Origin of the sequence: Metabacillus sp. KUDC1714 (assembly GCF_014217835.1) — a bacterium.
Taxonomy (GTDB): Bacteria; Bacillota; Bacilli; order Bacillales; family Bacillaceae; genus Metabacillus; species Metabacillus rhizosphaerae.
This window is the reverse complement of record NZ_CP055263.1, coordinates 556,369-570,894: the sequence shown is the minus strand read 5'-3', so window position 1 is coordinate 570,894 and position 14,526 is coordinate 556,369. Positions and strand designations below refer to the sequence as shown.

14 protein-coding genes and 1 riboswitch are annotated in these 14,526 nt (G+C 35.2%); of the genes, 7 read left to right on the top strand and 7 right to left on the bottom strand.

Annotated features, from left to right (window positions below; genetic code table 11):
- Positions 1–135 precede the first annotated feature (135 nt).
- Positions 136–1,719, bottom strand: a complete 1,584-nt coding sequence (gene pckA, locus HUW50_RS02780) for a phosphoenolpyruvate carboxykinase (ATP) (RefSeq protein WP_066326388.1) — start codon at positions 1,717–1,719, stop codon at positions 136–138.
- Positions 1,720–2,019: 300 nt separating this feature from the next.
- Positions 2,020–2,163: riboswitch (SAM riboswitch) on the top strand.
- Positions 2,164–2,382: 219 nt separating this feature from the next.
- Here pckA and metK point away from each other — a divergent pair.
- The 3 genes from metK to HUW50_RS02765 all read left to right on the top strand — a co-directional run bounded on the left by metK (position 2,383) and on the right by HUW50_RS02765 (position 6,186).
- The gene (gene metK, locus HUW50_RS02775; RefSeq protein ID WP_066326389.1) at positions 2,383–3,582 is read left to right on the top strand and encodes a methionine adenosyltransferase; all 1,200 of its coding nucleotides are present in this window, start codon (positions 2,383–2,385) and stop codon (positions 3,580–3,582) included.
- Between the two features lie 188 nt (positions 3,583–3,770).
- Positions 3,771–4,553, top strand: a complete 783-nt coding sequence (locus HUW50_RS02770; protein WP_066326390.1) for a FixH family protein — start codon at positions 3,771–3,773, stop codon at positions 4,551–4,553.
- A gap of 331 nt (positions 4,554–4,884) precedes the next feature.
- Positions 4,885–6,186, top strand: a complete 1,302-nt coding sequence (locus tag HUW50_RS02765) for a methyl-accepting chemotaxis protein (protein ID WP_066326399.1) — start codon at positions 4,885–4,887, stop codon at positions 6,184–6,186.
- Positions 6,187–6,303: 117 nt separating this feature from the next.
- Here the strand turns inward: HUW50_RS02765 and HUW50_RS02760 are convergent, their stop codons facing one another.
- The 3 genes from HUW50_RS02760 to HUW50_RS02750 form a co-directional block, all read right to left on the bottom strand.
- Entirely contained in the window at positions 6,304–7,446 is a 1,143-nt protein-coding gene (locus tag HUW50_RS02760; protein WP_185653677.1) for a glycosyltransferase family 4 protein, read from the bottom strand.
- A gap of 41 nt (positions 7,447–7,487) precedes the next feature.
- Complete coding sequence (locus HUW50_RS02755; RefSeq protein WP_066326413.1) at positions 7,488–8,048, bottom strand: phosphatase PAP2 family protein; 561 nt, start codon at positions 8,046–8,048, stop codon at positions 7,488–7,490.
- Positions 8,049–8,538: 490 nt separating this feature from the next.
- Entirely contained in the window at positions 8,539–9,057 is a 519-nt protein-coding gene (locus HUW50_RS02750; protein WP_066326416.1) for a gamma carbonic anhydrase, read from the bottom strand.
- Positions 9,058–9,158: 101 nt separating this feature from the next.
- On the opposite strand from HUW50_RS02750, the gene HUW50_RS02745 reads away from it, so the two are divergent.
- On the top strand, positions 9,159–9,953 hold the full coding sequence (locus HUW50_RS02745; RefSeq protein WP_066326421.1) for an alpha/beta hydrolase: 795 nt from the start codon (positions 9,159–9,161) through the stop codon (positions 9,951–9,953).
- A 77-nt stretch (positions 9,954–10,030) separates the two neighbouring features.
- Complete coding sequence (locus tag HUW50_RS02740; protein ID WP_066326423.1) at positions 10,031–11,110, top strand: tetraprenyl-beta-curcumene synthase family protein; 1,080 nt, start codon at positions 10,031–10,033, stop codon at positions 11,108–11,110.
- 61 nt (positions 11,111–11,171) lie between these two features.
- Here HUW50_RS02740 and blaOXA read toward each other — a convergent pair whose 3' ends face one another.
- The 3 genes from blaOXA to HUW50_RS02725 form a co-directional block, all read right to left on the bottom strand.
- A complete protein-coding gene (gene blaOXA, locus HUW50_RS02735) occupies positions 11,172–11,984 on the bottom strand; it encodes a class D beta-lactamase (protein ID WP_185653676.1) in 813 nt (270 codons plus the stop codon).
- A 201-nt stretch (positions 11,985–12,185) separates the two neighbouring features.
- Positions 12,186–12,758: a tRNA 5-(aminomethyl)-2-thiouridylate-methyltransferase MnmM gene (locus HUW50_RS02730; protein ID WP_185653675.1), complete on the bottom strand. Its 573-nt coding sequence runs from the start codon at positions 12,756–12,758 to the stop codon at positions 12,186–12,188.
- Positions 12,755–13,720 carry a tRNA modification radical SAM protein MnmL/YtqA gene (locus tag HUW50_RS02725; RefSeq protein WP_185653674.1) on the bottom strand — a complete coding sequence of 322 codons (966 nt, stop codon included), beginning with the start codon at positions 13,718–13,720 and terminating at the stop codon, positions 12,755–12,757. The genes HUW50_RS02730 and HUW50_RS02725 overlap by 4 nt, the downstream gene beginning before the upstream one ends.
- Before the next feature lie 332 nt (positions 13,721–14,052).
- Between HUW50_RS02725 and HUW50_RS02720 the strand changes: the two genes are divergently transcribed.
- Positions 14,053–14,316 (top strand): YtzC family protein, encoded by a 264-nt coding sequence (locus tag HUW50_RS02720; protein ID WP_066326435.1) that lies wholly within the window; start codon positions 14,053–14,055, stop codon positions 14,314–14,316.
- 10 nt (positions 14,317–14,326) lie between these two features.
- The gene (locus HUW50_RS02715; RefSeq protein ID WP_066326437.1) at positions 14,327–14,494 is read left to right on the top strand and encodes a glycogen biosynthesis protein GlgD; all 168 of its coding nucleotides are present in this window, start codon (positions 14,327–14,329) and stop codon (positions 14,492–14,494) included.
- Positions 14,495–14,526 lie beyond the last annotated feature (32 nt).

The following is a 14,526-nucleotide window of genomic DNA, read 5'->3' as shown; positions in this document are numbered from 1 at the left end:
TCATGAATTTTTGTTTGCAGGTTAGGATAAAATTATTATGTTGAAATATAACTTAAGTTATCAATTATCAGTTTAATATCTCTTTAAATAAAAGGGAGGCTGACTCATTAGCTTTTGAGTCAGCCTCCAATTCTTTTAACCTATAGGTCCACCAAATTGTTGGATTTCAGGGGAAACATGTGCAAATTTTTCAAAGTTTTTCTTAAACTGTGATGCTAGCTCTTTTGCTTTCTTTTCATAAGCTTCCTTAGAACTCCAAGTAAGATGTGGCTGAAGTTTATCATCCGGAACACCTGGAACGTGTATTGGAATGTTGAGACCAAATACTTCATCAGTTACCGTCTCAATATGATCAAGATCTCCTTCAATTGCAGCTTGAACCATTGCTCTTGTATATTGTAACTTTATTCGATTCCCTACGCCATATTCACCACCGGTCCAGCCTGTATTAACTAAAAATACTTGAACTTCATGTTCATCAATTTTTTGTCCAAGCATGTTCGCATAGCGAGTGGCTTGTAATGGTAGGAATGGTGAACCGAAGCAAGTTGAAAAGGTTGCCTCAGGAGCGGTAATTCCTCGCTCAGTTCCTGCAAGCTTACTAGTATAGCCGCTCAAGAAATGGTACATTGCTTGTTCTCTAGTTAACTTGCTAATTGGAGGAAGAACCCCAAATGCATCTGCAGTTAAAAAAACAATTGCTTGTGGATGTCCCGCTATACTAGGTGTAATAACCTTATCAATAGCATCTAACGAATATGCAGCCCTTGTATTCTCAGTGAAAAAGGAATTATCATAATCAGCTTCACGAGTTTCATTATCAACAACAACGTTTTCTAAAACGGCACCATAGCGAATGGCATTAAAAATTTGGGGCTCTTTTTCTTCCGATAAATTAATACATTTCGCATAGCAACCGCCTTCAATATTAAAGATGCCTGAAGTAGACCAGCCATGCTCATCGTCACCGATTAATCGTCTGTTAGGATCAGCAGACAAAGTTGTTTTTCCAGTTCCAGATAAACCGAAAAATAAAGCAACATCACCTTCAAAACCAACATTTGCTGAGCAATGCATTGAAAGAATATTGTTTTCTGGTAACAAAAAGTTCATAACTGAAAAGACAGATTTTTTCATTTCACCAGCGTATTCTGTCCCACCGATTAAAATTGTTCTTTTCTCAAATGAAATAATGATAAATGTTTCAGAATTTGTACCATCAACAGCAGGATCAGCTTTAAAGTGTGGTGCACAAAGAATAGTAAAAGGCTTCTCATTTGTAATCGATTTTTCATTGTCTTTTATAAAAAGCTGCTGTGCGAATAAATTATGCCAAGCATATTCATTTATGACTTGAAGAGGCAACTGATAGCGTTTATCTGCACCGGCAAAACCATTGAAAATGTATAATTCTTCTCGTTCCTTTAAGTAGTTGATCATTTTACTATAAAGCTTATCAAAGTCAGCCTCTAAAATAGGTTGATTAACAATGCCCCAATCAATTTTATTTTCGATAGAACTTTCTTTCACGATAAATTTATCTTGTGGAGACCTACCAGTATATGCTCCAGTAGTCGCTCGGATTGCACCAGTTGAGGTTAAAATCCCTTCCTTGCGTTTAAGTACTTTTTCCACAAGTTGAGCAACTGATAAATTATGTCTTGCATTATCCCCTTTTAACAACTCTGCTAATTCATTTGTCATCTCCACAATATTCATCCCCATTACCATCCTTTTCGAAAAATTAACGTAGAAAGATATATTACAAAATTCTGACTTAGTTTTAAATAGTATAACACATTATATTTAATTGAACATACTAATCGTGTGTGTTTTTTGAAAAAAAGTTTAGAAAGCAATTTTTATACTTCAAAAAGAAACTTAATAATATGTCAACAAAATGGGTAACACTAATGAATAGATTAATCATGAAAATTAATAGGAAATAATCTCTGATAACTTGCTGTTTTTTGTTGACACCATTACCCCAGTGCGCTATGATATGTCCTTGAACGGATTCTCTTATCCCGAGCTGGTGGAGGGACAGGCCCTATGAAACCCAGCAACCTGCTATCAAAGGAAAGCGGCGATTATGCCCAAATGACATTTTCCGACGCAAAGGTGCTAACCTGATGCAAGGCGAAAGCCCTTGATCGATAAGAGCGAAAGGCTATGAACGATAACAAACCTTTCCTCATTTAGGGAAAGGTTTTTTTGATAACAGAAAATAAGCGTATCTTCTTCATTAGAGTTTTACCAGGACAAGCATGTGGTAGAGGTACATAATAATTCTGTTCACAAAACATGCCAGCGTGATTCTTTTAGGTAAAAGGAAGAGTTCCGGATCAATTTGAACATGAGTATGAGGAGGAAAACTTTAACATGACTAAAAAACGTTTATTTACTTCTGAGTCTGTAACAGAAGGCCATCCAGATAAGATTTGTGACCAAATTTCAGATTCAATCCTTGATGCAATTATTGAAAAAGATCCAAATGCACGTGTAGCGTGTGAAACGTCTGTTACGACAGGATTAGTTTTAGTTGCTGGGGAAATTACAACAACTACATACGTTGATATCCCAAAAATTGTTCGTGAAACAATTAAAGGTATTGGCTATACACGAGCTAAATATGGCTTTGATGCAGAAACTTGTGCAGTTCTTACTTCAATTGATGAGCAATCAGCCGATATCGCTATGGGTGTTGACCAAGCACTTGAAGCTCGTGAAGGCCTAATGTCTGATGAAGAAATTGATGCAATCGGTGCTGGAGACCAAGGATTAATGTTTGGATTTGCATGTAATGAAACAAAGGAATTAATGCCACTTCCAATTTCATTAGCTCACAAACTTTCACGTCGTTTAACAGAAGTACGTAAAGAGGATATACTTCCTTACTTACGTCCAGACGGTAAAACACAAGTTACGGTAGAATATGATGAAAATGATAAACCAGTTCGTATTGATACGATCGTTATTTCCACTCAGCATCACCCAGAAATTTCATTAGAACAAATTCAGCGTAACCTAAAAGAGCATGTTATTAACCCAGTTGTCCCTGCAGAATTAATTGATGAAAATACAAAGTATTTCATTAATCCAACAGGTCGCTTCGTCATTGGGGGACCTCAAGGAGATGCTGGTTTAACTGGACGTAAAATTATCGTTGATACGTACGGTGGTTATGCACGTCACGGTGGTGGTGCATTCTCTGGTAAGGATGCGACAAAAGTTGACCGTTCTGCCGCTTATGCTGCTCGTTATGTAGCGAAAAATATTGTTGCTTCTGGATTAGCTGATAAATGTGAAGTTCAATTAGCATATGCAATTGGTGTTGCACAACCGGTATCGATTTCAGTTGATACATTTGGAACTGGAAAAGTATCGGAAGAAGTTTTAGTAGCTGTTGTACGTAACAACTTTGATCTACGTCCAGCGGGTATTATAAAAATGCTTAATCTACGTCGTCCGATATATAAGCAAACTGCTGCGTATGGACATTTCGGTCGTAATGATCTAGATCTTCCATGGGAAAGCACAGACAAAGCTGAAGCGTTAAGTAAAGAAGCGTTAAATCAATAATTTATAAAAGAAGAAAAGGGTCTGATGTATTTTGCATCAGACCCTTTTCTATATCAGTGTATAAGACTTAATAAGTGAATATTTTTTCTTCTATATGTGAATAAATATTGAAGCATCAAAGAAAACGTATCTAATTATGATAGTTATGTTATATCATAGTATGAGTGACGATTTGGAGGTTATACAATATGAAACAAGGGATAATCACTTGCTCCTTCATTTTCCTTTCTTTAGTTTTAAGCGGCTGTCAAGAATCAGCAAATCATCAAGAACATCAAGTCGCTTCTGAAGAGGAAGTAAAAGCACCAAAGGTTGAAATAATTGCTAGTAAACATGTTAATAAAAACGAAGAAGTACCAATCGCTGCAAAAGTATATTATGGTGATGATCTAGTGGACGATGCAGAGGTAACGTTTGAGATAAAACTTGGTGATGTTTCAGAAAAAATTGAAGCAAAACTTATTGAAACAGGTACATATGGAATTAATTATCAATTTAAGGAAGATGGTACATTCAAAATAACCGCACATACAAATGTAGAAAGTTATCATACGATGCCATCATTAGATATTCAGGTAGGAGAAGGCTCAACAGCTACGATTACAGAAAAGAATGATGAAAAAGAAAGCGAGAATGAGCACGAGCATCATGAACAAACAGAAGCGGGGCACCATCATAGTAGTGTAACGATAACTGTAGACGAATTATCTGATTTTAAGGTAAATGAAGAGGAGCAGTTATCAACAACAATTCAAGAGGGTGAACAACCATTTCCAGATGCGACGGTGAGATTTGAAATTTGGAAGGATGGAGAAGAACAACATAAGTATATTGATGCAGAAGAAGCATCGACAAAAGGGACGTACACATCTTCCTATCAATTTGAAGAAACTGGGATATATAAGATAGTAGTTCATGTTGAAAAAGGAGAGGTTCATGACCATATTGAGACTTCAGTTGAAGTTCAATAAGGGGGTGGACCTCTTTTTGTCGTAAGATTAAACACGAATTTTATCGATATTTGAAATAGTTTGAAACAATTTACATCCACCTGTCGTCTCATTAGTAAAATATTGGGTAAGTGTTTAATGTAGAAAACACGTTATTTATTCTCTATTTGCTTTTGCAAGAAGAATGGGAATTTGAATTATAAACGAAAATTAGTTAAAAGGCTAAAGGGCCTATTAACTAATTTTTCTGCATTTACTAATTTTATTTTGATTTTTATGAGTAAAGAAGTTAACATTTGTACCCTCATATCCGATGTAATAGGTAAAGACATAAAACTGTGGGGGCTACAAAATGAAAAAAGAGATGAAGTTTTATGAAAGGATTTCAGTTAAATTTCAAATTTGTCTTGCGATTTTAGCAGTAGTACTTACAAGTACGATTGGACTTCTTAGCTATATTTTTGTGAAAAATACTTTTGGACAAATTCAAGAATCGCAAGGGTTATTTTGGAGTTTGTTAGGAATACCAGCTGTTATTACGATCGTTTGCTTGTCTGTGTTTTATTTTTTCATTCATAGAAAGTTAAAAGTATTAAATCAGATCCTGATTGCTTCATCTGAAATTTCAGCTGGTCGTTTGTTTCTAAACCCTTTAAAAGAGGGAAAAGATGAATTCGGTTTACTTGCACTATTATTAAATAAGATAAATGATGACTTTCGAGCATTAGTTCACGATTTGAAGGACACAAGTTATTCCATTTCCACTTCATCATATGAGCTCTCAGCTTTATCAGAGCAAACAACAACAACTAGTGAAGAAATTGGAAATGCCCTAAATGAAATTTCAAAAGGATCAGTTTCACAGGCTTCTGATATTGAATCCACAAGCCAAAAAGCAAGTGATTTACAAGCAAATCTCACCAACATGACAGAAGGAAGCAATGCTATAATCCAATTAACAGAGGGTTGTGTAAATGCTGTTCAAGCAGGTAAGGATAGTATGATTGGCTTGCAAGTTTCCAATAAAGAGAATGCTAACATGTTAGATCAAATCAGTTTAGGAATAACGACCCTTTATCAAAGTGTCCATCAAATTTCCGGAATTGTGACAACGATTGATAATATTTCAAAACAGACAAATCTATTGGCTTTAAATGCTAGTATTGAAGCTGCAAGAGCTGGAGAACATGGAAAAGGATTTGCCGTCGTAGCGGAAGAGGTTAGAAAGCTTGCAGAAGAAACAAATAAGGCTACATCTCAAATCCAAACGATGATTCAAAATATAGAAAAGGAAACAGAAGCAACCGTGCTTGTGATGTCTCAAACAACAGAGATTTCAAGTGGCTTAAATCAAAGTGTTTTAGCATCAGAAAATGAATTTAATGAAATTTCTTCATCTATCTCAAAAATTATTGAAGGAATATCAAAGCTAAATAAAGAAATTGAAACTGTTTCAGATCATAGTTATATCATTTTAGATTCGATACAAAATATATCTGCAGTTGCAGAAGAAACTGCAGCGTCAACTGAGGAGATAACAGCGTCTGTTGATGAACAAGTGAATGCGGTAGTGACCATTAATCATTCATCAGAAAAATTAATTGCATTAAGTGAAAACTTAAATAATTCACTTAAAAAATATATGGTAGAATAAAAATCCTAATTAAGCAGTGGATTTCTTAACTGAAATCTCACTGCTTTTTGATATGTAATCAAGCAATTAAAAAGGTTTAGCTGCATCTAAAGCAGTTAAACCTAATGAATTCTTGCATTATGCATATCGAATATGATTATTCTCAAGGAGTGATTCTTCATATTCCTTTAATAAACCATCAAATATTTGATCCCAGGTTTGTGATAATGCATATTTACGAGCAGTTTCCCCCATTTTTTGACGTAATGCATGATTTTCTAATAGATGAATAATTGCTTGGTTAAATTGCTCTACATTTTTTGGCTCACATAGATAGCCTGTTACTTCTTGGTTAATAATATTTTTAACTCCACCCGAATTTGCTCCGATGACAGGTGTACCAGTAGCTAATGCCTCTAAAACAACATTTCCAAATGTTTCTGTAGGAGATGGAAAAATAAATAGGTTAGAGCTAGCATAAATTTCTGCAAGACTTTCGCCATTTAAGAAACCAGCAAAAGTCATATTTTCAGGAGCTGCCTTTACCATGTCTTCTTTAGAAGGCCCATCTCCAACGATTATCCAATGAATTTGTTTTCTTATTTCACCTGGTAGCTGTAAACAAATTTTCATAAGGGTTTCAATATCCTTTTCAGGAGCAAGACGTCCTACGTAAGAGAGAATGTATTTTTCTTTAATGCCATACTGCTCACGAATTCGTTGATTGGAATAGTTCGGATGAAATAGGCTACAATCAACGCCCCTTCCCCAAATACGTATATTTGAAAATCCCTTTCGTTTTAATTGCTCCATCGTTTCATTAGAAGGAACAAATATTTTACGTAGTGGTTTATGGAACCAATGCATATACTTCCATAAAAACTTAGAGAGAAATTGAAGATCATAATATTCTAGGTACTGATCGAAATCAGTGTGATAGGATCCTACAATTGGTATGTTCAATTTCTTGGCATAATGCAAGCCGCATAGTCCTATATTAAAAGGTGTTGCTACATGAATAAGGTCTGGCTTAAATCGTTGTAGCTCAGCCTTTACTTGAAGCATGTTTGGTAAAGCTAATCTGCATTCAGGGTATAAAAAAAATGGCAAACTTGCGAAACGATGTATATGACTGGAAAATCGATTTTCATTTGTACTAATAGGTGCAAATACTCTATATTCATACCCGTTTGCTTCAAGATGATCTGTGAATCGTTTTAATGTACGGGCAACCCCGTTAACATCAGGTGCAAAAGTGTCTGTGAAAATAGCTATTCTCATCGAATCCCCCCAGTTACAAATAAATGAAAGGTGCTATATTTTTAAAAAATATTTATCTTAGAGTAAAAATCTTCACTCAATAAGATATAGCTTAATATTCCTGATGAACTTCCAAGTAGGCATCCTGCTAAAACATCCGATGGGTAATGCAAACCTAAATACATTCTTGAAAATCCTACACTTATTGCAAGCGGTATTAGGATGAGTGCTAGCTGTGGCATAAATAAAATAAAAGGAATGATGACTGAAAAAATGGCTGTAGTATGACCTGATGGAAAAGAATGATCCTCTAAAGGATTAGCAGCTACTTTTGTTTCTAAAAGGGCAAGATACGGCCGTTTACGTGGATACAGCCTTTTCACAAGAGCAACTGGTAAATGACTAATGAGCAGTGAAAAAGCACTTGCTATGCCAGTTGCTTGAATAAGACCTCTTGTGAAAATGACAAGAAAAAGACTTACAGCAATTGTTACAATCGCCCCTCCAAGATGTGTAATAGTACGGAAATAAAAATTAAGGATCTTTTGATCGAAGTGACGATTCACACTTCGAAACAACTTGCATTCAAAATCATACATGTTAGTTATAAGCTTTGTTTTCATTTTTTAGAACGCTCCTTTATTTACTCCTTTTATATTATTTTAAGTGAGAAATATTTAGTTAATAATAAGAAATTGTAAAAATTTCCTTCACAAAGTTTTCAATTTTTTAATGAATTCTATACAAATTAAATAGAATAGTGTCATAGCGGTTTATAATTAGAAAATATCGCTCGTACGGTTGAGGAAAGAGAGAATGTATATATAAAGCGTGACTTGTTATACGGGAAGTTATTTTTATCTGTCTTCTTTGCTTCTCCCCAAATATTATGGTGGAGGTTTTACTACTAGTTAAGAATTAGATAATTGTAAGACTGATAAGGTGAGTTTTTTCGAGGAATATTATTGATCAAATGAAGTATATTTCTTGATTAGGGTGATACCAGATAAGATAGGATTGCTTGGGAATCGACAGCATGCCGATTCCTAATTATTAATAAATTATGTTTCATTGGGCTTAATGTTCCATTTTATTTAGTTTTTTTACCTTAGCCTAGGTTGTTTGTTGTAATGATTTATAATACTGCCCTTTTTCAACATATTCACGACGAATACGTTCCATGTCTTTTATATCATCAGAATTTAAGGTTCTAACCACCTTTGCAGGTCTACCTAGGGCGAGGGAGTTGGGTGGGATTTTTTTTCCGGGTGGAACAAGACTACCTGCACCAATAAATGCACCCTCACCAATTTCTGCTTGATCTAAAATAATTGAACCCATACCTATTAATGCCTTTTTACGAATAATTGAACTGTGTAGGACCACACTATGTCCAACAGTTACTTCATCTTCTAGTATTAGTGGGTTATTTGGACTTTGGTGTAGGCAACAAAGATCTTGAATATTAACTTTGTTCCCGATAATTGTTGGCGCAACATCTCCGCGGATAACTGTTTGAAACCAGATACTAGTCTCATCACCAACTATCACATCTCCAGTAATGGTTACATAATCAGCAATAAAAGCTGATTCAGCTATTTTTGGTATTTTGTCTTTGTAAGGATAAATCATTTTTTTCATCCCTTTCTTATGGAAAGAATATGTATTTTAGCATTATTATTATATCAAAGATTTATTAGACCTTATGGTATTTGAAGGGAGAGGCAGCAATCATGTGGAAATGGGAATCTGAGGTTGACCAGCCAAAGGGAGTAATTGTAATTGTTCATGGAGCTGCAGAACATCATGGTAGGTATAAATGGCTGGTAGAAATGTGGAAATTATCAGGATATCATGTCGTCATGGGGGATTTACCGGGACAAGGAACAACAACAAGAAGAAGAGGACATATTCAGTCATTTGATGAATATATTATTGAGGTTAATTCCTGGATCAAAGAAGCTAAAAAATTCGGATTGCCATTATTTTTACTTGGTCATAGCATGGGAGGGCTTATTGTTATTCGTGCACTTCAAGAGAAACATCATGATGTAAAGGCTGTGATCTTGTCGTCTCCTTGTTTAGGTATTGTATACAAACCAAATAAAGCGTTAGAACTTGCCTCGAAGGGTCTAAATATTATAGCTCCTTCGTTTAAAGTCGAATCAAACTTAAGTGTTGCATTGGCGACTAGAAATAAAGCAGTTCAAGATACTGATGAGAATGATTCATTATATGTGACAAAGGTTTCGGTTAGATGGTATCGTGAATTAATAAAGGCAATGGAAGAAGCACAAAAACAAGTGAAAAAATTTCAGGACGTTCCTTTGTTGCTAATGCAAGGAGGAGAAGATAAAATCGTTGATAAGTCCCTTGTTAAAGAATGGTTTAACAAGGTTGACTTGATGGAAAAATCATATAAGGAATGGAAAGGCTTTTACCACGAGATTTTTAGTGAGCCAGAACGTGATCAAGTATTTGAAGCAGCGCAGCGCTTTTTTGACGCACATTGTTCTGAAGCAAAGTGATATAGTTAATTAGAAGAGGCTTAATTGAACAGCCATCCACTATACATATAAAATTTATGCAAGAGGTGACAACTCCTTTGACAGTTCCACAGCATCCAATAAGGTTAATGACAAAAGTATATAGAGAAGTTTTTCCAATTGTTCATTTTTATATAAAGCACTGGAGAGAGCAAGCAGAAAAAATTCCTAATAAAGAGCTAAGAAGCCAAGCAGTTAGCAGCATTAATAAAAAGGAGTTTCATTGTGAAGGTGGCGGGATTTTAGCAATCATTTCTGGACCACATAAACAACAATGTATTGAATTTATTGTTGCTTATCAAACAATAAGTGATTATTTAGATAATTTATGTGATCGAAGTACCTCTTTAGATCCAGTAGATTTTCGCATGCTACATCAATCAATGTTGGATGCTCTTACTGTTGGGACCCCCTGTAAGGAATATTATCAATTTCGGGAAGATCAAGATGATGGTGGTTATTTACATAGGCTTGTTCAAACGTGTCAAAATGTGCTATCAGATTTAGAGAATTACCCAATTATTTCAAGTCATTTACTAGAGCTGTCTAGTTATTATTGTGATTTGCAGGTTCATAAACATGTGAAAAAGGAAGAACGCGTACCAAGGCTTGAGGATTGGTTTGAACGACATAAGCCCAACTTACCTGACATGGAGTGGTATGAGTTTTCTGCGTGTACTGGGTCAACTCTCGGGATTTTTTGTTTAGTAGCATATGCTTTTCAAGAAAGTTTTGAGGAAAAACAAGCTATTCAAATTAGGGACAGCTATTTTCCATACGTACAGGGCCTTCATATATTACTTGATTATTTAATTGATCAAGAAGAAGACAAAATTGGTGGAGATCTGAATTTTTGTAGCTATTATGCATCGGAGACAGTCATGATGAATAGGTTAGAGCATTTTGTTGAAAAGGCTGATCATCACTTAACAGGTATTCCTCATGAAAACTTCCATAAGCTCATCAATCGAGGTTTATTGGGTGTTTATTTATCCGATGATAAGGTAGCATCACATAAAGAACTTAATAAACTAGCAAGACGCTTAATTAAATTAGGTGGAGCGACTTCCTTCTTCTTTTACTTTAATGGAAGAGCTTACCGTACGATTCAAAAGCTTTCTTGGAAGAAAAGTTCATAAAGAGGTGAAAATCCTCCAAATTATTAGGCACCAGAGAAATTAACCTCTGGTGCCGCTTTATTTATTCAGTCAATAAGTTATATTTTTTAAAAATATTTAAAGTTATTGTTTTCGCTTCAGAACCAGTACCTTCTAGATTTGTAACAAATACATAGTCACGATCCTCAGTTTTAATAAACCCTACGAACCAGCCTAAGCTTAAGTCAGAAAGTCTTGTACCAGTCTTTCCGTATAAGGTATAAAAGTCTCCTTCCTCCTGAATGATCATGCGCTTCACTGTTTTCATAACTGGTTTATCAAAAGGAAGGTCTTCGATGTATAAATTCTCCATAAAACTCATTTGTTCCATCGGCGTGATTTTCAGGGAGCTGTCTAGCCAAAATTGATCAATTCCACCCTTAATATTCTGATTGCCATATGATATTTTTTGAAGCCACTCATGCATTTGTTGTTCGCCAATATCACGTGCCATTGCTTGGTAATACCAAATAACTGAATCCCTCATTGCAGAACCGAGGGTGTGGTCTTGATTCCAAGATTCGAATTCTCTTTCAATACCATCCCAGTATTTAATATCATATTCATCCTTTACGGCGCCAGTTTGCAAACCAATTAATGCGTTAGCGATCTTAAATGTGGATTCAGGGGTTTGCTTCATGTTGGCTCGTTCTTTATTATAAACAAAGGTTTTTCCATTCTGGACATCACGTAAAATAAAAGTACCATTGATATCCTGAAAATATTCATCGACGTCTAATTTCGTAACGTTAAATTTCTTTTCTGTTGCAATCTCTTTTGGTGAATTTGCCTCAACAGTTTGTCCAAATGTTCCGACTAACAGTAATAAAACGAATAGTGGGTAGAGCTTTTTCATTCTTATCACCTCTAGGGATATTTTTAACAGATTCAGTCTAACAGGGATAGAAATCAATATAAAGTGGCTTAATACCTAAGAATCTGGTTGAAAAGTTCTCCCATGTGTCAAAAGAAATATAACTAGTCTCATCTAGTGCCCAAAATCATTTTTTGCAGAACAAAAAATAGCACTTTCGATTAAGAAGGTGCTTCATTAATGTTAACATTTTTCAATTGCGATAATATACGGAGGATTATTTTTCTTGTTAATAAATTGATACTGTAAAACATGAGCAACACCTGGATCAATTGTTTTTACATAATTCATTAATTCATCCCGCTCAACTTGACCCTCTTCATGCCCGTGATAGATTACGATGACGATAATGCCTTCAGGTTTCATAATTTCCAAAAGTTGTTCAATTGCCGAAATGGTTGTTGTTGGTAACGTTACAATTGTTTTATCTCCACCTGGAAGGTATCCAAGATTAAAGATTGCACCAGAGATCGATCCATGTCGCTCAACTGGTACAGTTGATTTAATATGCTGATGCCCTTTTTGTACAATGGTTACACATTTCCTTAATTGCTCTGATTTTAAGCGTGCTGTTGTATTTAATACTGCTTCCTCTTGAATATCAAAACCAAAAACATGTCCTTCATCACCGACTAATTTTGCTAAAAAAACAGTGTCATGCCCATTTCCGATTGTTGCATCTACGACTGTATCGCCTCTTTGTACAACTGTTTGGAGAAGCTGTTTAGCAAAGGGTAAAATTCTTTGAAGCTTCATGAAAATGTTACCTCTTCTTTATTGTGAAATTTTCCTTGATAGCTATTACGTCTTTTTAATTCAGCATCAATTGAATTTAAAACATTCCACTTATTAACACTCCACATCGGACCGATCATTAAATCAATTGGTCCATCACCGGTAATTCGATGGACGATCAATTCAGGTGGAATAATTTCTAATTGATCACAGACAAGATTTACGTACTCATCTTGGGACATAAAGTCTAGCTTTCCTTTTTCATACTGTTTCACCAATGGTGTCCCTTTTAATAAATGTAACAGGTGAATTTTAATACCTTGAACATCTAAATCAGCAACTGCTTTTGCTGTTTTCATCATCATTTCGTGATTTTCTAAAGGTAAACCATTTATAATATGTGAGCAAACTCTAATTCCATGCTTTCGTAATTTATTTACTCCTTCTACATAGCAATTAAAATCATGTGCCCGATTGATGAGCATCGCAGTTCGTTCATGTACGGTTTGTAAGCCGAGCTCAACCCATAAATATGTCCGCTTATTTAATTCAGCTAAATACTCGACAACATCATCTGGAAGGCAATCAGGACGTGTAGCAATTGATAAACCAACAACACCGTTTAAGCCAAGTACGGATTCATATTTCTCTCTTAATTCTTCAACTGGCGCATGAGTATTTGTATATGCTTGAAAGTAAGCCATATATTTTCCGTCTTTCCATTTCTCATGCATTTTCATTTTTATCGCATTGAATTGTGTAACAAGGTCATCTGCTCTATTTCCAGCAAAATCTCCAGATCCTGCTGCACTACAAAACGTACAACCTCCATGTGCAACAGTGCCGTCACGATTTGGGCAATCAAATCCACCATCTAAGGCAACTTTAAATACTTTGTGCCCAAATGTATTCCGTAAATGATAATTCCATGTATGGTAACGTTTATCGTCAGATGCAAACGAAAATGGATTAGTCTGATTCAAATTTAGATACCTCCTATAGAGTAATTAAACGTTTGAAAGTTATTGTAATTAGTTGGTCTTGCACAAAGCAGAGGCACACTCCTTTTACCCTAAGTCTACATCGGAGGCTCGTGCTCATCATGTTTTTTATATACAGTGTGTTCTTAGTTCATACGAGCTAACGTTCGCTTACGCTTTTCTTTCATCAGAAAATTTTAACATGATCACCATGATAATGACAGTTCTCTTTATTACTTACCAATAATTTTAAGTCAAGTTTTTGCTCATGCTTGTAAACAATAAAAACTGATGAAGCTTTAATTGACTTCATATCGTTTGGAGGAGAGATATAGATGGCAACAAGACAATCAGTTGACGAATATCTACAACGCTGTACGGAAGCAATAGAATATGCACGCGAACAATATAAAACTGGTTCTCAGCAAGAGCATTATAATCAAACAGAATATACAAAAGCTCTTCAAGGGCTCGAAAATGCAGTGAATGATATTAATCATTTATCACTAAGTGCGAATGATCAACAGCAGGATCAACTTTATCGAATGAGACTCCAGCTTCAACAGTTACAAAATGAGATGATTATCAGACATCATTAGGGGGATCAATATGAAAAAACGATCTAAACAAAACAATCCTGAGCAAAAAACGAAAAACGGTGTAAATAGCAATGACCTTGAACTTGGTCAAGACTTTGATCCCGTTATTGAAACTAAAGCGAAAAATGCAAAAAAAGGGCAGCCAATCAAATCAAAACAAAGAACCGAAAATGAGTAACTTTGTTTAGGAAATGCCAAAAAAGGACCTCA

Coding starts and splice junctions, on each gene's coding strand:
- pckA (WP_066326388.1), bottom strand. CDS start 1,719: ATGAATATTGTGGAGATGACAAATGAATTAGCAGAGTTGTTAAAAGGG.
- metK (WP_066326389.1), top strand. CDS start 2,383: ATGACTAAAAAACGTTTATTTACTTCTGAGTCTGTAACAGAAGGCCAT.
- HUW50_RS02770 (WP_066326390.1), top strand. CDS start 3,771: ATGAAACAAGGGATAATCACTTGCTCCTTCATTTTCCTTTCTTTAGTT.
- HUW50_RS02765 (WP_066326399.1), top strand. CDS start 4,885: ATGAAAAAAGAGATGAAGTTTTATGAAAGGATTTCAGTTAAATTTCAA.
- HUW50_RS02760 (WP_185653677.1), bottom strand. CDS start 7,446: ATGAGAATAGCTATTTTCACAGACACTTTTGCACCTGATGTTAACGGG.
- HUW50_RS02755 (WP_066326413.1), bottom strand. CDS start 8,048: ATGAAAACAAAGCTTATAACTAACATGTATGATTTTGAATGCAAGTTG.
- HUW50_RS02750 (WP_066326416.1), bottom strand. CDS start 9,057: ATGATTTATCCTTACAAAGACAAAATACCAAAAATAGCTGAATCAGCT.
- HUW50_RS02745 (WP_066326421.1), top strand. CDS start 9,159: ATGTGGAAATGGGAATCTGAGGTTGACCAGCCAAAGGGAGTAATTGTA.
- blaOXA (WP_185653676.1), bottom strand. CDS start 11,984: ATGAAAAAGCTCTACCCACTATTCGTTTTATTACTGTTAGTCGGAACA.
- HUW50_RS02730 (WP_185653675.1), bottom strand. CDS start 12,758: ATGAAGCTTCAAAGAATTTTACCCTTTGCTAAACAGCTTCTCCAAACA.
- HUW50_RS02720 (WP_066326435.1), top strand. CDS start 14,053: ATGGCAACAAGACAATCAGTTGACGAATATCTACAACGCTGTACGGAA.
- HUW50_RS02715 (WP_066326437.1), top strand. CDS start 14,327: ATGAAAAAACGATCTAAACAAAACAATCCTGAGCAAAAAACGAAAAAC.